We start from the raw sequence: 18,951 nt of genomic DNA on the forward strand, positions 1-18,951 counted from the left end.
GGACTACACTATGGCAGCAACTGTGACCCCAGAAGCAACCCGCAGGGGCGCTGCAGAGACCACCGGCCGACCGCTGCGCCGCTCTGTTGACCGCGCCGCCTACGACCGTCCTACTGCCCGGAGCGTACGGACTCACACAACGCATGCGGACACTCGTATCGATTCCCCTAGGCGCACCGGCACCTCGAGGAACGCCGAAGCGCTGAGGCGCCCCACGCGCACTCGCTCTAGCCGTCTGGGCTCCCGCCAGCAGGTATCCGTCCGTGGCCGGCGTGTCACGGCGGTGAAGGACAACTCGCGTCTGGTGAAGCTTGTGGCGCTTCCTGTGCTGGCGTTCGTGCTTGGCATCGGTGTGGTGATGTGGATCTCCGGTCTGGCGACTGCCCAGTCCTTCCAATTGTCCGCCGCTCAGAAGCACTCGACCACACTGGCCAACGAAATTGAAAGCCTGGAGCGTGACGCAGAAGTGGCCAAGTCCGGCGCCACGATCGCGAAGGAAGCAGCGAAGCTGGGAATGGTCGCACCCGACCAAGCCGGTGTGATCGACGCCCAGGGTGCAGAGGCTGCGACGGTCCGCGAGCCCGGCGTCGGAAAGGATAAGGAGATTACGGACGTCAACAGCGACGCACGTCCTCGCGGCGCCACCTCCAACCCCGATAAGACGGCGAACGTGGAGGGACTGGCTCCGCAGGAAGCTGTGGTTGCCGGCGTGGGCGCTCACATCGCCTCCAACACGGGCGGACTGCCCTACGACAACCGCACGGCACCGCGCGGCCCAGAGGCAGCCAACCCTGCACCACCTGCACCGGCTCCAGCTCCTGCCGCACCCGCCCCAGCTGCGGGTCACCCAGCCCCACCTGCTCCCGCCGCGCCACCAGCGTAAAGGCCACCACGAGCAGAAATAGGACACGCCGGGTGCAAATGACCCGGCGTCCTGCGTTAAAACAGGGGACAATACGAACGTGAAAAAGGAGGCTGGAAGCGTTGAGCTCTGAGTCAGGCGATCGCCGAAGGACGCATCCCCGCGCCGTTGAAGGCAACTCGTGGAATATTCTGGACACGTCCGGAGCCCGCTTCAACCAACGCGTTCAGTTCGTCATCGGTGTGATCCTGATTCTGCTCGTCGCGATGATCCTGCGCCTCATGTGGGTGCAGCTGATCCAGGGGCCTCAACTGTCGATCCAGGCGCAATCCCAGCGCACTGCCATCATCACTGACCCTGCGCACCGCGGGAAGATCATCGACCGCAATGGTCAGGTCATGGCCTACACGATGGAGGCGCGCTCCCTGTCGGTGAACCCCACGCGGCTGGAGGAGTACATCGCGGAACGCCACCGGCTGTACCCGGATGACGTTCCAGAGCCGCAGCAGCGCATCAAAGATATCGCCAAGACTCTGCCGAAGATGATTCACGACGAAGGTGACGACATCAAGGAAGAGGACTTGCTGAAGAAGCTGACCTCCGACAACACCTACGAGGTTCTGGTGCGTAACGTCGATCCGGATGTGGCTCAAAAGGTCGCGGAAGAGTTCCCGGAGATTACCTCCGAGCGTCAGGATTTGCGCCAGTACCCCAATGGTGCGGTGGGGGCGAACGTGATTGGCAAGATTTCTACGGATAATCAGGGCCAATTTGGTTTGGAATTGTCGCAGGATTCCCGACTGCAGGGTATTAACGGCTCCCGCACCGTGGATGTTGCCGGTGATGGATACTTGATTCCTGGATCCACCCGCGATCAGCAGCCCGCCGTGGATGGGGACCAGTACCAACTGACGTTGGACATGAACGTCCAGACCTATGTGCAGCAGCAGCTGCAAACCGCGCGGGAGAAGTCGGGCGCCAAGTCCGCCTCCGCAGTGGTGATGGATGTGAAGACCGGCGAGATTATCGCCATGGGGTCCTCGGACTCCGTCGACCCGAACGGTGACATCAAAAAGCAGCTGGACAAGGGCAAGGTCTTTGGCGACCGCACCACCGCGGATTCTTTCGAGCCGGGCTCGGTGGCGAAGATCATGACAGCCGCCGCCTCCTTGGAAGAGGGCAAGACCACCCCGGATGAGGTGCTGCAGGTTCCGGGCTCCATCGACATGGCCGGCGTGACGGTCAAAGACGCGTGGGAGCACGGCACCACCGGCTTCACCACCACGGGTGTGTTCGGTAAGTCCTCCAATGTGGGTACGTTGATGCTGGCCGATCGCGTGGGTGAGGACAAGATGTACGACTACTTCCGGAAATTCGGCATCGGACAGGCCGTGGATCTGGGTCTTCCTTATGAGACCTCAGGCTATATGCCGGAGCTGTCCCAATGGTCCGGCGGAACCTTCGCCAACCTGCCGATCGGCCAGGGCATGTCCATGAACCTGGTGCAGATGACCTCCATTTACCAGGCCATGGCCAATGGTGGTGTGCGCGTGGAGCCGACCCTGATTGAGAAGATCAATTCCGCGGACGGTTCGGACGTGCCGGTGGATGAGTCGAAGAAGACCCGGGTGGTGTCCGAAAAGACGGCCAAGACCGTGGTGGATATGTTCCGCGCCATCACCCAGTCCGACCCGGCGGGCGTACAACAGGGTAGCGGTGCTCCCGCTCAGATTGAGGGCTACCAAGTTTCCGGAAAGACCGGTACGGCGCAGCAAATTGATCCTGAGACGGGCGCGTATTCGATGTCTAAGTATTGGATCAATTTCGCAGGTATTGCCCCGGCCGATGATCCGCGATTCGTGATCGGTATTTCCCTGGATAATCCGCAGCGAGGAACCGATGGCGGCGCCGGCGGATCCGCGGCCCCGCTGTTCCATGTGCTGGGAACGTGGCTGCTGAACTACTACAACGTGCCACTGTCTGCAGATCCTGGCCCGCAGCTGTTGCTGGAGACACCATAGTAGGGGCGGCAGATTAGAATAATGAGCACAGGCAACCAAGAAGACAATCGACCAACACTGAAGGTATAAGGAGGAGTTCCCATGGCCATCCCTCAAGGAACCCCAACCAGCTTGGCGGACATCGCGAGCCTCACCGGCGGACACGTGGCACCAGAGCATGCCGACGTGACGGTGACCTCCGCCGCCATCGGCTCGTCCGATGTTCAGCCTGGTGGATTGTTTTTCGCCGTTCCGGGGACGCGCGTGCATGGCGCGACCTATGCCGCGTCCAGCTCTGCCGCCGCAGTGGTGACGGACGCCGCGGGGCAGTCCATTCTGGACGAGCAGGCCCCTGATCTACCGCGCGTGATTGTCGAGGATGTGCGCAGTTGCATGGGGGATGTGGCCGCGGAGATCTACGATCACCCATCCCGTGAGCTGACGATCATCGGCATCACGGGCACCTCGGGTAAGACCACCACCAGTTACTTGATCGAGCGCGCCCTGATGACCGAGTTCCACGTGGGCCTGATCGGCACCACGGGTACCCGGATCAACGGCAACCCCGTGCCCACGAAGCTCACCACCCCGGAGGCGCCGACGATGCAGGCGCTGCTCGCCCGGATGCGCGACGAGGGGGTGACCCACGTGGTGATGGAGGTGTCCTCCCACGCCCTGGAGTTGGGTCGCGTGAAGGGCATCGGCTTCGACGTCGCCGCTTTTACGAACTTGAGCCAGGATCACCTGGATTTCCATCCCACAATGGACGCATACTTCCGTGCGAAGACGTTGCTGTTTACCCGCGTTCAAGATGGGACGACGCCCCGCGCCGTGATCTGTGTGGACGATTCCTGGGGGGAGCAGATGGCGGGGGTCGCCGCCCAAGCTGGGTGTGATGTGACCCTGATTTCCACTGCGGCTGAGGGCGAGGCAGCTCGCTCCGCCGCCGATTTCTACAGCGGTGGTGACAGCTGGTCGCTGCGTTCGGTGTCGGTCGCCCTGACGGGACGCCAGGACGTGAGCGTGGATGTCGGGGGAGAGGTCCTGGACTACAGCATCAGCCTGGCCGGGAACTTCAATGTTGCCAATAGCGTGCTGGCTATTGCGTGTGCCACGGCGGCGGGCCTGGCGCCCGCCACCGCGGCACAGGCGCTGAAGACCGTGCAGGTTCCCGGCAGGATGCAGGCCGTGGATGCCGGTCAGGACTTCCTGGCGATGGTGGATTACGCCCACAAGCCCGGTGCAGTTGCTGCCGTGGTGAACACCTTGGCGGATTATCTACCCCAGTCACACGGACGCATCGGTGTGGTGCTCGGCGCCGGCGGCAATAGGGATCACGACAAGCGGCCAAAGATGGGCTACGAAGCTGCGCGCATCGCCCACGCTGTCTTCGTCACCGATGACAACCCACGCGACGAGGATCCTGCGATGATTCGCGCCGCAGTGGAGGAGGGCGCGCGCGATGCCGTGGCCGCCAGTGGCCGGGAGGTGACCGTGCGGAACATCGCCGACCGTAGGGAGGCCATACGGGAGGCGGTCGCCTGGGCTCAGCCGGGTGATGCCGTTGTCATTGCCGGTAAGGGGCATGAGACTGGTCAGGAGATCGCCGGCGTCGTTTATGAATTTAATGACGTGGCCGAACTCACCGCGGCGCTGGAACAACGACAAGATATTAAGGGACACAACGCGAAATGATTGAGCTCACGATCGGCGAGATCGCCGACATCACCGGCGCGTCACCCATCGGTGGCGTGGATCTACAGCAGCCCGTTCAGGGGCCTGTCGAATTCGATTCGCGCAAGGTGTCCCAGGGAAGCATCTTCATGGCGCTGCCGGGCGCCAGCGTGGACGGCCACGACTTTGTGCCGAAAGCCCTGGAGTCCGGAGCGGCTCTGGCGCTGGTGGGTCGTGCTGTGGACGCTCCGGCGCTGGTAGCCAAGCCCGTCGCCCTGAGTGACGAGGCATCGAACGCCTCGGCGTTTGAATATGACTCTGAAGGCCACGGCGCCGCCGTCATTGCTGCGATCGACGCCCTGGCGCGCTACAACACGGACCACTTGAAGGACAAGGGCATGTCCGTGGTGGCGGTTACCGGCTCTGCGGGCAAGACCTCCACGAAGGATTTTCTGGGGTCGGTTCTGGAGCTGGCCGGCGACATTGTGGCCCCTCCGGGCAGCTTCAACAATGAGATCGGCTTGCCCTACACCGCGCTGCGGGCCACGGAGTCCACGCGCTTTTTGGTGCTGGAGATGAGCGCCCGCGGGGTGGGGCACATCAAGCATCTGACGCAGGTCACCCCGCCCAATATCGGCGTGGTGCTGAATGTGGGCACCGCGCACCTGGGTGAGTTCGGCTCGCGCGAGGCGATCGCGCAGGCCAAGGGCGAATTGGTGGAAGCTCTGCCGGAAACCGGTGTGGCGATCCTCAATGCGGATGATCCGAAGGTGCTGGCCATGCAGGAGCGCACCACGGCTCGCGTGGTGACGTTTTCCGCCGAGGGACGTACCGACGCCACCTACTACGCCGCGAACGTGGTCCTGGATGACATGACTCGCCCGTCCTTTAGCCTCCACCACCCGGACGGGGTTGTGGACATTACGCTGTCCGTGCACGGAGAACACCAGGTCTCCAACGCCCTGGCCGCGATTGCCGTGGGCATGGAAGCCGGGTTGTCCGCCGAGGATGTGGCGCGCGCGGTGTCCGGGCATACGGCCACGAGCGAGCGTCGGATGGATGTGAAGACGCGCGCACGCGACCGCGTGACCGTGATTAATGACTCCTACAACGCCAACCCGGAATCGATGCGCGCTGGGCTGCATGCCTTGGCATTCACCACGTCCCACCGTGACAACGGCCATAGCTGGGCCGTGCTGGGCCAGATGGGTGAGCTGGGCGATGAAGCCACGGAAGAGCACGAAGCGTTGGGCCGTGCGGTGGCCGAGTTCGGAATCCAGAACCTGGTTGTGGTGGGCACGGGAGTCAACCAACTGGCTCTGGCCGAGGCCGCCGATGCCGCTGGTGTGAAGACCACGACCGTTGAAAGCACTGACGCGGCGATCAACTATGTGGACCTCGAAGTGCAGGAAGACGACGTGGTGTTGGTGAAGGCTAGTTACTCCGATGCCCTGTGGGAAGTCGCGGATGGTTTGCTGATGGGCGAAACCATTATGGACCCTGGAAAAGATAAGTAAAAGGACGTGTAAGAACAATGATGCAGATTTTTATCTCGGGAGCTATTGCGTTCCTGGTGACCGTGTTCTTCACACCTTTTCTGATTAAGAAGTTCTCCGCCGAGGGGCTCGGTCAAGAGATTCGTGAAGAAGGGCCGAAGTCTCACTTTAAGAAGCGTGGCACGCCCACCATGGGTGGTATCGCCATTTTGGCGGGTATCACCATCGGCTATCTGATGGCCGTGGCGTATGGCTACGTGTCCGTGGGCTCGGGCCCCGGAGTATCGGGCTGGCTGGTTCTGGGGCTGACTTTAGCGCTGGGTGCCGTGGGCTTTGCCGATGACTATATCAAGTTGGTGATGGGTCGAAACCTGGGGCTGAATGCCAAGGCAAAACTGGTCTGCCAATTGGTGATTGCCGTTGTGTTTGGTTTCCTGATTCTGCAGTTCCCCAATGCGCGCGGCATTACCCCTGGGTCCACGCACTTGTCTTTCCTGCGCGACATCAAGGTATTTGATATCGCGGTAGGCGGAGCTGTTATCGGAACGATTTTGTTCCTGATCTTCATCTACATTGTGATTTCCGCTTGGTCCAATGGCGTAAACCTCACCGATGGCTTGGACGGCCTAGCCGGTGGCGTGACCGCGATGGTCATGGGAACGTACGTGCTGATCACGTTCTGGCAGTTCCGGAACTCCTGCTCCAATGGTGCGACGGCTGGATGCTATTCGGTGCGCGATCCGCTCGATTTGGCCATCCTCGCGTCGGCTGGCCTGGGCGCATGTTTGGGCTTCTTGTGGTGGAATGCCGCTCCCGCGAAGATTTTCATGGGTGATACCGGATCCCTGGCCCTGGGTGGTTTAGTGGCAGGATTGTCCATTACCTCCCAGACGGAATTGCTGATGATTATCGTCGGTGTGATTTTCGTGGCCGAGGCCGCCTCTGTGGTGATTCAGGTTGTGTCCTTTAAATCCACCGGAAAGCGAGTATTCCGCATGGCGCCACTTCACCACCACTTCGAAAATGGCGGCTGGGCGGAAACCACCGTAGTTATTCGTTTCTGGTTGGTTGCTGGTTTGGCCGCCATGTCCGGTTTTGCCCTGTTCTATAGCGAGTGGCTGTCCTCTGTCCACTTTTAATTCCTCCACCTTGATCGAAAGGTCCACACGATGAGTACACCCAATACGCTGACTCCCACGCAGGCGGTGCAGATCATGCGCTCTCGCCCCATTCTTATTGCCGGGGCGGGAGTCGCTGGTCGCGGGGTGATCTCTATGCTGTGCGCGCTCACCGGGGTGGAGAATGCTGCGGAGAATAGCAATATCGCCATTGCCGATGATCATTCTGACCTGGCCACGTTGTCTGTTTCTGATGCCGTGAATCTTCTGAAAAATACCGACGCCGGCCTCACTCCAGAATTGGTCATCACCTCTCCCGGATGGTCCCCGAACTCGCCGCTACTTCAGGCTGCGAAGCAGGCGGGAATCCCCGTGATCGGGGATATTGAGGCTGCGTGGCTCGCGGACCAGGCAGGAGCTTTCGGGCGGCCGCGGACGTGGTTGGCGGTGACGGGCACGAATGGGAAGACCACCACGACGGCCATGCTGGCGTCGATGTTGGTGGCAGATGGTCGCGGTGCGGTGGCGGTGGGCAATATCGGTGTGTCGCCGGCGGTGGCCTTGACCGCGGAACAGCGCGGGGAGATGCGCGCGGAGGTGCTGGTGGCGGAGGTCTCCAGTTTCCAGTTGCACTGGGCGCCCACGTTCACGCCCACGGTGGGGTGCGTGCTGAATCTGGCGGAGGATCACCTGGACTGGCACGGCTCCTTTGAGAACTATGCGGCAGACAAGGCTGCAGTCTTGCGTGCGGAGCATCCGGTGATTGCCGTGGACGACGCGGTGGTGCGCGGCCTGCCGCGTTCCGAATCGGCACCGGCGGCCTACACTCTGCAGGATCCGTCCGAGCTGTCCGGAGAGGAGTTCGTCCGACGTGTGGGCGTGCACGAGGGACAGATTCTTGAGCTGCTGACCACACCGCAAGGGGTGAGCAGCACGGTTCTGGCACCGGCTGAGGGGATCAGCCCTCCGGGACCTGCGGGTGTGGCGGATGCTGCGGCGGCCGCGGCGATGGCGCGCAGCGTCGGTGTGTCTGCACAGGCTATTGCGTCTGCGTTGGGCACGTTCACCGTCCAGGCCCACCGCGGGCAAGTGGTGTTCGAGGGTGACGGGGTGACGTGGATTGATAATTCGAAGGCCACGAATCCTCATGCTGCGGAGGCTGCGCTGCGCGGACAGGAGAATGTGATTTGGGTGGCTGGCGGCCAGTTGAAGGGAGCCAGCGTATCTGACTTGATTACCTCGATTGCCCCGTCGCTGAAGGCTGCCGTTGTCCTGGGCGTGGACCGCAAGGACATCGTTGCGGAGCTGGCGCGGCAAGTGCCGGAGGTGACGTGTGTGTCCGTGGATTCTACGGATCCGCTCGTCGCGATGCAGGAAGTGGTGCGTGTTGCCCGCGGATTGGCGGCCCCTGGGGACCGCGTGATTCTGGCGCCGGCCGCCGCGTCCTTGGACATGTACACCGGCATGAGCCAGCGCGGTGATCTCTTCGCCGAGTACGTCTCCCAGAGCTCAGTGGAGGAAGGGGAGAGCTGATGAGTACTCGCTATGAACCGCGTGATCGACGTGATCCGCGCAGACGAAACGACGGGCGCGGTCGGTTGGATCAGCGTGATCGGAATGATCAGCGCGGACGAGTGGAGTCGAACGATTCTGCCAGTCAGAGCCTCATGGCGAAGGTGCAGGCACTCCTGGCCACCCCTCAGCTGAACTACATCGTGATCTGCTCCATCACGTTAATCCTCACGTTTATCGGATTGACGATGGTGCTGTCCGCATCCATGGTGGATTCCTATGCCAGCCAGAACTCCGTGTGGAAGGAGTTTTTGAAGCAGGCGTCCGTGGTGGTGATGGGACTGGTGGGCATGTGGTGTGCTCTGCGGATGGAAGCGCAGACCGTGAAAAAGTACGCCTGGGCGCTCTTGGCCTTCGCGCTCGTCCTGTTGGTGCTGGTTCTGATTCCATCTGTCGGCGTGGGTGCCGATGAGGTGGGATCCAATTCATGGATTCGCTTCGGCCCCATTGGTGTGCAGCCCTCCGAGGTGGCAAAGTTGGCCCTGGCAGTGTGGGGTTCAGCCGAGGTAGCGGACAGAATGCGACAAAATCCCACCGTAAGAGGTGCCCTGGGACGGTTCTTGGTGGCCGCGGGAGTGGTTCTGGTTCTGGTGGTTGGCCAACGAGACCTGGGTATGATGTTCGCCGTGGGCATCGTGGTGTTCGCCCTGATGTTCTTCAGCGGAATGCCCACACGCGTGATGGGGGTCCTCGTCGGAGCTGTGAGCGTGGTCGGCGCGATCGGTATTACCGCCCAGAGTTTCCGTTCGGCACGCATCACCACCTGGCTTGACGCGCTCACGCTGAGCTTCTCGGACCACACCACGAAGGGAGATGCCTACCAGTCCTACCAGGGCATTCTGTCTCTGTCCGATGGTGGGCTGCTGGGAACCGGTTTGGGCCAGTCGCGCTCCAAGTGGTTCTACCTCCCCGAGGCTAAGAATGACTTCATCTTCGCCGTGGTGGGTGAAGAGTTGGGCTTCGTGGGCGCCGGCATCGTGGTTCTGCTCTTTGCTCTGCTGGGCTGGTTCGGCATTCGTACCGCACGCGCACAGCGGGATCCCTTCCTGAAGATGATGGCGGCCACGCTGACCATCGGTATTGTGGTCCAGGCCTTCTTCAACATGGGCTATGTGGTGGGCTTCCTGCCCGTCACGGGTATCCAGTTGCCACTGATCTCGGCGGGTGGATCCTCGGCCATCATTACCCTGATTACCCTGGGCCTCCTGGCCAATTGCGCGCGCCACGAGCCCGCGACGATCAGCTCCATGCAGCACGAAGGCCGCCCGCTGTTCGACCGCTTGCTGATGCTGCCCGAACCACGCCCGTACAAGATTGGTGAACAGCGCCGCGAAAAGAGGCGCTCCACCACCCGGACCTATGGGCAGCCGGTAACGCAACGCGGACGGGACGCGCACGCCAGCCAGGACGTCCGGCGCGAACAAGAGCGCCGCGAGCAGGCCCTGAAGCGCGCTGGGGTGCATCAGCAGCCGCGGCGCTACGATCGAATACGACGGCAAGATTTGCCACAGAGGCCTAGCGGCCGTACATCTCGTTCCCACAGGAGGCCTTGATCCATGACGAGCATGCCCCACGATTCATCTTTCAGCGTGGTTGTCGCCGGCGGTGGCACCGCAGGCCACATCGAGCCCGCGCTGGCTGTCGCTGAGGCGGTTCGTGCCGCGTACCCCAACGCACGCATCACGGCCCTAGGGACAGAACGGGGCCTGGAATCTTCCATTGTTCCGGCCCGCGGATTTGATCTGCGGATGATCCCGCCGGTGCCTGTGCCGCGGAAACCCAACAAGGATCTGGCTACCTTGCCGCTGCGTCTTCGCGCAGCGCTGAAGGAAACCCGAAAGATCCTCCGCGAGGTCGAAGCAGACGTGGTGATTGGCTTTGGTGGCTATGTTTCCGCACCGGCGTATTTGGCGGCAAAGGCCCAACGCCTGCCGTTTTTCGTGCACGAGGCGAACGCCCGAGCCGGGATGGCCAACAAGCTGGGTGTGAAGCTCGGCGGCCACGGGCTCGCAGCCGTGGACGGCTCGGGTCTGCCTGCCCGCGTGGTGGGAATCCCTGTGAAGCAATCGATCGTGAATCTTGATCGCAGTGCCCAGCGCGCTGAGGCGCGGGAGTATTTTTCCTTGAAACAGGAGGGGCCGGTGCTGCTGGTCACGGGTGGATCCCAGGGAGCTCAGTCGATCAACAAGGCCATCGCCGAGGCCGCACCGGATCTGCACGATGCAGGCATCCAGGTGCTTCACGCTTACGGTAAGAAGAACGAGTTCCAGCAGCCGGACACCGGAACCTACCGGGCCGTTCCCTACATCGAGCGCATGGATTTGGCGCTGGCAGCCGCCGACGCCATCGTGTGCCGCTCCGGCGCGATGACGGTGGCCGAGGTCTCCGCAGTGGGCCTGCCGGCCGTGTACGTGCCACTGCCGCACGGCAATGGCGAACAGGAACTCAATGCACTGCCCATTGTGGAGGCAGGTGGCGGAGTCATCGTCAAGGATGCGGACTTGAGCGGACGCGCGATTGTGGAGAAGGTTGTTCCCGTCCTCAACGATCCAGACCGCCTAGCCGCCGCCTCTGCAGCCGCCCGTGGCTCCGGCCACCGGAATGCCGCGCACACCATCGCTGAAGCATTAGCTGTTGCGGTGGCTACCAGTCGAGCCGGTCGCCGATAGATTCCCCCTTTGATACCCCACGGACTTTTTGACATAAGGATAGAAGAGACATGACACACCTTGACCAACACGTTGATCTCACGTCGATAGATCTGTCCCGCGTCCACATGGTGGGCATTGGGGGTGCCGGCATGTCCGGCATCGCCCGTATTCTCCTGGCTCGCGACAGCGTGGTGAGCGGTTCGGACATGAAGGACTCCCAATCTGTGTTCGCCCTGCGTACGGCGGGAGCGAGTATCGCCATCGGACACGCAGCGGAGAACCTGGAGCTCTCGGGCGAGCTGCCCACAGTGGTGGTGACGAGCTTCGCGGCGATTCCGCAGGATAACCCGGAGCTGGCGCGCGCGAAGGAATGCGGAATCCCGGTGGTGCGCCGCTCAGATGTTCTGGGCGCGCTGATGCTTGGCTACCGTTCCTTCTTGTTGGCAGGAACCCACGGGAAGACCTCCACCACCTCGATGGCCGTGGCCGCCCTGCAGAAGGCGGGCAGCGACCCGTCCTTTGCCATTGGTGGCCAGCTAAACCGCGCGGGAACTAACGCGCACCACGGCACCGGGGACATCTTCGTGGCCGAGGCCGATGAATCGGATGGCTCCTTCCTGACCTATCAACCAACCGTGGCCGTGATCACCAATATCGAACCCGATCACTTGGACTTTTTCGGAACGGAAAAGGCCTATCGCCAGGTCTTCCGTGACTTTGCCGACCGCGTGACGGCCGACGGGCACCTTGTGGTGTGCCTGGACGATCCTGGTGCCGCGGCACTGGCAGAGCAGCTGGTCGCCGACGAGTCTGCGTCTGTCACCGTGGTGGGCTATGGAACCGCAGACGCCGTAAAGGCCCACCCGCAGGTGCCTGCACTAGCGATCATCACGTCCACAACCATCACCACCAAGGGAACCATCGCCGAGATTGAGGTGGACGGCCACGCGACCCAGCTGCATGTGGGCATCCCTGGTGCCCACATGGTTTTGAACGCCACGGCAGCGGTCTTGGGCGGCTACCTTCTGGGCGAGGACCTGGAGAGCCTCGTCGATGGCGTGGGCGAGTTCGACGGCGTGCGCCGCCGCTTTGAATACCACGGCTCCGCCGGAGGCGTGGAGGTCTTCGACGACTATGCCCACCATCCCACCGAGGTCACCGCGGTGCTGACCGCCGCGCGCGAGCGCCTGGCCACCCGAGACAACGGCCGTGTGGTGGTGGCGTTCCAGCCTCACCTGTATTCCCGCACGATCAATTTCGCGCACGAGTTCGCCGAGGCGCTGAGCCTGGCCGATCAGGTGGTTCTCCTGGACATTTTCGGGGCCCGAGAAAACCCGGTGGAAGGAGTGGACAGTCGGATCATTGGCGAGCACGTCACGTCCGATTGGCGCTTCGTTCCCGAGTTCAGCGCCGTGCCCGCCGCCATCGCGGAGATCGCGCAGCCGGGTGACATGGTGCTGACCGTGGGCGCTGGCACGGTGACGATGCTGGCCGATGAAATCCTGCGGGAGCTGGCGTAAATGAAAAAGGCCGTGATCGTGGTCCTGTCCGTGCTACTGCTGGGAGCAGTGGCTTCGGCAGCAGCGTGGTTTTTCCCCATCCTCACCGTGAGCACGGTGGAGGTCACGGGCGCCGTGCATGCCGACGAGACCGCCGTGAAGGAAGCCTCCGGAGTGACCACGGGGAGCAATATACTTCGGGTGGACACCGCGGCGGCGGCGTCGGGTATATCCCACGTCCCGTGGGTGGATAAGGTCACTGTCTCGCGCACGTGGCCACGCACGATCACCATCACCATTGAGGAGCACGTGGCGGCGGGATTTGTGAAGAAGGGCTCCACCCCGCTGGCGGTGAATACCCAGGGTGCGATTTTCCTGTCGGGGCTGCAGCCGGAGGGCGTGCCGGAGTTTGAGCGGACGAAACCAGACGACGCCGCAGCGATCCACGCCGCAGCCACCGCGGTGAGCGCCTTGCCACAAGAGCTCAAGGATTCGTTGGAGCGCGTTGAGGCACCAGATGCGGATTCGATTGCGATGTTTTTCCCCGAAGGCCGTGAAGTGTTCTGGGGGAGCGCGGACCGGGCTGAGGAGAAGGCGGAGGCCACGCGCATCGTGTTGGGCAAGGAGGGGACGCGGTGGAACGTGTCCAACCCGTCGATGACGACGGTGCGTGACTATAGCCCTCCACCTGCCCCTTAAGCCTAAAGTAGAACTTTAGGGATACGACACGCGACGAAAAATGTGCGGGAATTTTTCACCATGGTCAACGAAGATGGTTAGAGAAATTCAACCTCAACACAGCGGAGAAACAAGCACATGACGAATCCAGGAAACCACCTCGCGATCATCAAGGTGGTCGGTGTGGGCGGCGGCGGCGTGAATGCCGTGAACCGCATGATCGATGAAAAGCTGCAGGGCGTGGAGTTCCTGGCGATCAATACGGACGCCCAGGCCTTGATGCTCACCGACGCAGACCTGAAACTGGACATCGGACGTGAGGAAACCCGCGGACTGGGTGCAGGTGCAAACCCTGAGGTTGGCCGTAAGTCCGCCGAGGACCACAAAGAGCAGATCGAAGAGATGCTCTCCGACGCCGACATGGTGTTTGTCACCGCCGGCGAGGGCGGCGGAACGGGAACCGGTGCCGCTCCGGTGGTGGCATCCGTGGCGAAGCGCCAGGGTGCACTGACCGTGGGTGTTGTGACCCGTCCGTTTACCTTCGAGGGCAAGCGCCGGACCAAGCAGGCTGACGCGGGCATCGACGCACTTCGCGAAGTGTGTGACACGCTGATCGTTATTCCGAATGACGCGCTGTTGAAGCTCAGCGATGAGCAGATGTCCATGATGGATGCGTTCCACAAGGCAGATGAGGTGCTGCTGCAGGGTGTTGAAGGTATCACCAAGCTGATCACCACCCCTGGTGTGATTAACGTGGACTTCGCCGATGTGCGTTCCGTGATGACTGATGCCGGCTCCGCTTTGATGGGCATTGGTACCGCTCGGGGTGAAGATCGCGCGAAGAAGGCTATCGAGACTGCTATTAACTCCCCACTGTTGGAGTCCACCATGAAGGGTGCGAAGGGCGTGCTTCTGTCCTTCGCTGGCGGTTCCGACCTGGGCCTGATGGAGGTCTCCGAGGCCGCGAACATCGTGGAAGAGTTGGCTGATGAGGATGCCAACATCATCTTCGGTACCATCATTGACGACCAGCTGGGCGACGAGGTGCGCGTCACTGTTATCGCTACCGGCTTCGATGATTCCCCGAATGCTGAGTCCACCATCGCTCGTTCCGGCCGCCACGCGGCTGCGGAGGAGCAGGCGCCGCAGAACCCGGCGATCTTCGGTGGAACCGACGCAGCACCGCAGCAGCCTGTGCAGCAACCGGTACAGCAGCCTGCACAGCCCGTGCAGCAGCCCGCACAGCCGTCCTACCAGCAGGCGCAGCCGGTTCAGCCAGCTCAGCCGGTGCAGCAGCCGTCGAGCTTTAGCCAGCGTCAGCAGACTCAGACCCAGGGCGGACTGTTCACCAGCCGTCAGCCGGAGCCTGTGCAGGACGAAGACGACCTGGACCTGCCTGACTTCTAGGCCTCAGACCACAAGGCCTATGATCGTAAGGCCTAAAACCAACAAAGGACGTATGCCGCACATGAGCGACACTTCTCATGCTGTTCAGCCCCCGGTCCGGAAGGTATTCACCAACCGGAACGGGGGCGTGTCCGTTGAGCCCTACGGAAGCTTCAACCTGGGCGACCACGTTGGCGATGACCCGGCGGCCGTGGCTGAGAACCGGGCGCGCCTCGCGCGAGTCCTGGACCTGGACCGCATGGTGTACATGGAGCAAATCCACTCGCCGACGGTCACGGAGGTCACCGCCGATCTCCTGGAGACCCTCGACGGCCCCGTGGAAGCCACCGATGCCCTGGTCACCACCCTGCGCGGCGTGGGCCTGGCTGTGCTGGTGGCCGACTGCGTGCCCGTTCTGTTGGCCGATGAGACGGCCGGGGTGGTGGCAGCCGTACACGCCGGCCGCATGGGTGCCCGCAACGGCATCGTAGCGCGCACGGTGGAGCGCATGTGTGAGCTCGGGGCGCTGCCCGCGCACATTCACGCGTTGATGGGCCCGGCGGCGTCGGGGGAGAATTATGAAGTACCGGCCGAGATGGCCGCGGACGTGGAATCCAAGCTCCCCGGTTCCCGCACCCGGACTCGACAGGGCACGTGCGGGCTGGACATCCGGCAGGGGCTCACGCGCCAGCTGCTGAGGCTCGGCGTGCGCCAGATCGACGCCGACCCGCGGTGTACCATCGACACGCCCGAGTTCTTTTCCTACCGACGCGAGGGCGTCACCGGACGCCAAGCAGGAGTTATATGGATGCCATGACGAATTCACCGACGAACTCACAGGATGACCGACGCGCGCAGCTGGCCGAACGTCTGCGGCTCGTTCGCCAGCGGATTGCCGTGGCCGGTGGCGCAGACCTGCTGCCCATCACCAAGTTCCACCCCGTGGAGGACGTGGCGCTGTTGGCGGAGCTGGGCGTGCACGCCGTGGGGGAGAACCGGGAGCAGGAGGCTCGCTCCAAGGCTGAGGCTCTGGGCGAATCCATGGCGATTCACATGGTGGGACAGGTGCAGACGAAGAAGGCGAACCACGTGGCGCGCTGGGCTGCGGCGGTGCATACGGTGGATTCTGTGAAGCTCGCCGATGCGTTGGACCGTGGCGTGGCGCTGGCTCAGGAGCGGGGGCAGCGCAGCGACCGTCTGCCCGTGTTGGTGCAGCTGTCTGCCGATGGTGACCCCGCTCGCGGTGGGATCGTCGCCGAGGACGTGGATGCCTTGGCCGACCATATTGCGTCGCTGGAGCACCTGGAGCTGCGCGGGCTGATGACCGTTCCCCCTCTTGAATCCGACGCCGCGGCGGTCTTTGCCGACGGCCGTCGGATCCTGGAGCGTATCTCCGACCGGGTTCTGGGCGCGCCTGTGTACAGTGCAGGTATGAGTGGCGATCTGGAGATCGCCATCGCTGAAGGCTCCACGCTGGTGCGTGTCGGAACAGATATCATGGGGACACGACCAGTAGCTTGAACACTAGTGGCTAGTGGAAACTAGGGCTAGTGGAAACTAGAAGGAAGCGTCCCCGAACGTGAAGGAAACTTTTCAAACAATCATGGACAAGATCAAGGAATTTTTCGGTTTCGGCCCTGTCGATAACTACGATACGGAGGCTGAGCTTTCGGAGACCCGTTCCGGGCGGACTCACCGGGATGACGTGGACGATTACGTATCTCCTCGCACGTCTCGTGGTTACGACCGCGACGGCGGCAGGGCGTCCCGTTACGAGTCGTCGGCTCGCGAGCCATACCGCTATGGTGAGTCCCACTACGGATCCCAGCCGCAGCGCCGCGTGCCACAGGACCCTAAGTACGTTCCGCTGCACTTGAGCGCGTACAAGGACGCGACCGAGGTTGTGGATGTGGCCAAGACGGGTGACGTTGTGGTGTTCACTCTGTCCGGTGTGGAGCGCAGCGAGGCTGCACGTGCGCTGGATTTCATTTCCGGCGCGCGCCGTGCCCTGGATGCCGACTTGAAGAAGCTGAGCGGTGTGCGTAACTATATTCTGATCCCTCAGGGTGTGGTGCTGAGTTCCGATCAGCTGGAGAGCTTGGCGCAAGAGCTGTAGTTCATGACTGAGTTCCTGTTATTGCTGATCTACCTGATCAGGCTCTATATTTTCCTTCTGCTCGTGCGGATTGTCGTGGAGATGATCCAGAGCTTCTCCCGTAACTGGCGGCCACCACGGTGGTTTTCTATTGTGGCCGAGCCCATTTTTAAGGTGACTGATCCTCCGGTGCGGGCGTTGCGTCGCCTTATTCCACCCATCCAGTTGGGTGGCGTGGCGCTGGATGTGTCTGTCCTGGTCCTGTTCTTTGGCCTGCAGATTCTCATTATGATTTTGACGGCGATGATTGGGGCGTTCTAGCCCGGTATCGAGTTCGGTTTCTAGCCCGGTAAGTTTCTGTGACGAGGTGCCTTCGGGGCACCTCGTGGTTTTTCGGGAGCGGGCCTAGGGCACGTGGGCCTGTGAGGTCGTGGGGATGAGTGGACGTGGTGACAGGGCTTAAGACGGCGGGGGATAGGGCTGAAGCATCGGGGAGACCCCCAAAAAGAAGAATTTTTAAGTTTTATTCTTGAATCTTCAGATAAGGTTGAGTGTTTTTGCCGAACCGCTGGTATGCTGTGAGCCAGTTTCTAATTTAACTAGGAAAGGTAGACCCCATGCCGCTGACTCCAGCAGACGTGCACAACGTAGCCTTCAGCAAGCCTCCCATTGGCAAGCGTGGTTATAACGAGGATGAAGTTGACCAGTTCTTGGACCTGATCGAGGACACTCTCGCTGAACTGCAGGATGAAAACGCCGATCTGAGGCAGCAGGTCGAGGACCTGTCCTCTGGCACGGGTGACTCTGCATCCACTGCTGCGCCTGCAGCCTCCTCCGTTGACGAGGCTCAGCTGCGTCGCTCCATCGAATCCGAGGTTCGCGCAGAGGTTGAGCGCGAGTACAGCGCCAAGCTCGACAAGGCTCAGCGCGCACAGTCCACCTCCGAGCAGGATTCCGCCACCCAGGACAAGCTGAAGGACAGCTACGAGTCCCGCATCAAGGATGCCGACGCTCGTGCTACCGCTGCTGAGGACAAGGCCAAGAAGCTTGAGGCTGAGCTGGCTCAGGCGAAGAAGAACTCCGCCCAGCCTGCAGCTGCCGCATCCGCATCCTCTGCAACCACCTCTGAGGCTGCTGACGGAGCGGCTACCCCTGAGACCCACATGCAGGCAGCTCGCGTGTTGTCCCTGGCTCAGGAGATGGCTGACCGCTTGACCGGTGATGCGAAGGCTCAGTCTGAGTCCATGCTGTCTGAGGCTCGGGCTGCAGCCAAGAAGACCGTGGATGACGCGGACGCAAGCTCCAAGTCCACTCTGGCGGATGCCAAGCAGAAGTCCGAGTCCCAGCTGGCTGATGCGAAGACCCGTTCGGAGAAGATGCTGGCTGATGCGAAGCAGAAGTCCGAGACCCTGATCTCTGATGCGAATGCTCAGTCTCAGGCTCAGATCCGCTCCGCTCAGGACAAGGCAACCCAGCTGCAGCAGGATGCCGAGCGCAAGCACACGGAGATCATGACCACCGTGAAGAAGCAGCAGGCTGCTCTGGAGGCACGCATCGAAGAGCTGCGTACCTACGAGCGTGAGTACCGTACTCGCCTGAAGACCTTCCTGGAGTCTCAGCTGGAAGAGCTGAACAGCCGTGGTACCGCTGCGCCTCACAACGGCAGCATTGAGTCCAACGGCGATCGCCGCTAAGGTAAGGATAAATCGCAACGATCCGGCCATCACCGGGGAGCGTCACCGGAAGAACAGCCGCGCACCTCATCGATACGATGAGGTGCTCAGCTCAGTAGAACCGGGCGGACTCACAGCACGAGACGCTGTAAGAACAAGTGAAAAATCAGGGTGGTACCGCGCAGGTCTAGAAGCGCCCCTGTGTATCTAGAAAATAAAGCGAAAAACAATCTCGATACACAAAGGA

At 61.9% G+C, this 18,951-nt stretch carries 16 protein-coding genes; all 16 read left to right on the forward strand.

Annotated elements, in window-relative coordinates:
• The first annotated feature begins 10 nt into the window (after positions 1-10).
• The 16 genes from ftsL (at position 11) to IAU67_RS03435 (ending at position 18,725) form a co-directional block, all read left to right on the forward strand.
• The gene (gene ftsL / locus IAU67_RS03360; protein WP_187767957.1) at positions 11-883 is read left to right on the forward strand and encodes a cell division protein FtsL; all 873 of its coding nucleotides are present in this window, start codon (positions 11-13) and stop codon (positions 881-883) included.
• A 245-nt stretch (positions 884-1,128) separates the two neighbouring features.
• Positions 1,129-2,883, forward strand: a complete 1,755-nt coding sequence (locus IAU67_RS03365) for a peptidoglycan D,D-transpeptidase FtsI family protein (protein ID WP_151843180.1) — start codon at positions 1,129-1,131, stop codon at positions 2,881-2,883.
• Positions 2,884-2,964: 81 nt separating this feature from the next.
• On the forward strand, positions 2,965-4,557 hold the full coding sequence (locus tag IAU67_RS03370) for a UDP-N-acetylmuramoyl-L-alanyl-D-glutamate--2,6-diaminopimelate ligase (protein WP_151843078.1): 1,593 nt from the start codon (positions 2,965-2,967) through the stop codon (positions 4,555-4,557).
• The gene (locus IAU67_RS03375; RefSeq protein ID WP_151843079.1) at positions 4,554-6,053 is read left to right on the forward strand and encodes a UDP-N-acetylmuramoyl-tripeptide--D-alanyl-D-alanine ligase; all 1,500 of its coding nucleotides are present in this window, start codon (positions 4,554-4,556) and stop codon (positions 6,051-6,053) included. Before IAU67_RS03370 ends, IAU67_RS03375 begins: the two co-directional genes overlap by 4 nt.
• A 17-nt stretch (positions 6,054-6,070) precedes the next feature.
• Entirely contained in the window at positions 6,071-7,171 is a 1,101-nt protein-coding gene (mraY, locus tag IAU67_RS03380) for a phospho-N-acetylmuramoyl-pentapeptide-transferase (RefSeq protein WP_151843080.1), read from the forward strand.
• Positions 7,172-7,201: 30 nt separating this feature from the next.
• Positions 7,202-8,683, forward strand: a complete 1,482-nt coding sequence (murD, locus tag IAU67_RS03385; RefSeq protein ID WP_151843081.1) for a UDP-N-acetylmuramoyl-L-alanine--D-glutamate ligase — start codon at positions 7,202-7,204, stop codon at positions 8,681-8,683.
• The gene (ftsW, locus tag IAU67_RS03390; RefSeq protein ID WP_151843082.1) at positions 8,683-10,275 is read left to right on the forward strand and encodes a putative lipid II flippase FtsW; all 1,593 of its coding nucleotides are present in this window, start codon (positions 8,683-8,685) and stop codon (positions 10,273-10,275) included. The genes murD and ftsW overlap by 1 nt, the downstream gene beginning before the upstream one ends.
• 3 nt (positions 10,276-10,278) lie before the next feature.
• On the forward strand, positions 10,279-11,391 hold the full coding sequence (gene murG, locus IAU67_RS03395) for an undecaprenyldiphospho-muramoylpentapeptide beta-N-acetylglucosaminyltransferase (RefSeq protein WP_151843083.1): 1,113 nt from the start codon (positions 10,279-10,281) through the stop codon (positions 11,389-11,391).
• Between the two features lie 50 nt (positions 11,392-11,441).
• The gene (gene murC, locus IAU67_RS03400; protein ID WP_151843084.1) at positions 11,442-12,893 is read left to right on the forward strand and encodes a UDP-N-acetylmuramate--L-alanine ligase; all 1,452 of its coding nucleotides are present in this window, start codon (positions 11,442-11,444) and stop codon (positions 12,891-12,893) included.
• The gene (locus IAU67_RS03405; protein ID WP_151843085.1) at positions 12,894-13,571 is read left to right on the forward strand and encodes a cell division protein FtsQ/DivIB; all 678 of its coding nucleotides are present in this window, start codon (positions 12,894-12,896) and stop codon (positions 13,569-13,571) included.
• 117 nt (positions 13,572-13,688) lie between these two features.
• Entirely contained in the window at positions 13,689-14,957 is a 1,269-nt protein-coding gene (gene ftsZ / locus IAU67_RS03410) for a cell division protein FtsZ (RefSeq protein ID WP_151843086.1), read from the forward strand.
• A 61-nt stretch (positions 14,958-15,018) separates the two neighbouring features.
• Positions 15,019-15,753: a peptidoglycan editing factor PgeF gene (gene pgeF / locus IAU67_RS03415; protein ID WP_225723591.1), complete on the forward strand. Its 735-nt coding sequence runs from the start codon at positions 15,019-15,021 to the stop codon at positions 15,751-15,753.
• Positions 15,750-16,457 (forward strand): YggS family pyridoxal phosphate-dependent enzyme, encoded by a 708-nt coding sequence (locus tag IAU67_RS03420; RefSeq protein WP_151843088.1) that lies wholly within the window; start codon positions 15,750-15,752, stop codon positions 16,455-16,457. Before pgeF ends, IAU67_RS03420 begins: the two co-directional genes overlap by 4 nt.
• A 58-nt stretch (positions 16,458-16,515) precedes the next feature.
• Positions 16,516-17,052: a cell division protein SepF gene (locus tag IAU67_RS03425; RefSeq protein ID WP_151843089.1), complete on the forward strand. Its 537-nt coding sequence runs from the start codon at positions 16,516-16,518 to the stop codon at positions 17,050-17,052.
• 3 nt (positions 17,053-17,055) lie between these two features.
• Positions 17,056-17,352, forward strand: coding sequence for a YggT family protein (locus IAU67_RS03430; RefSeq protein ID WP_151843090.1), 297 nt, complete (start codon positions 17,056-17,058; stop codon positions 17,350-17,352).
• Positions 17,353-17,648: 296 nt separating this feature from the next.
• Positions 17,649-18,725: a DivIVA domain-containing protein gene (locus IAU67_RS03435; RefSeq protein ID WP_151843091.1), complete on the forward strand. Its 1,077-nt coding sequence runs from the start codon at positions 17,649-17,651 to the stop codon at positions 18,723-18,725.
• Positions 18,726-18,951: the final 226 nt, after the last annotated feature.

This window comes from Corynebacterium zhongnanshanii, assembly GCF_014490575.1.
GTDB lineage: Bacteria > Actinomycetota > Actinomycetes > Mycobacteriales > Mycobacteriaceae > Corynebacterium > Corynebacterium zhongnanshanii.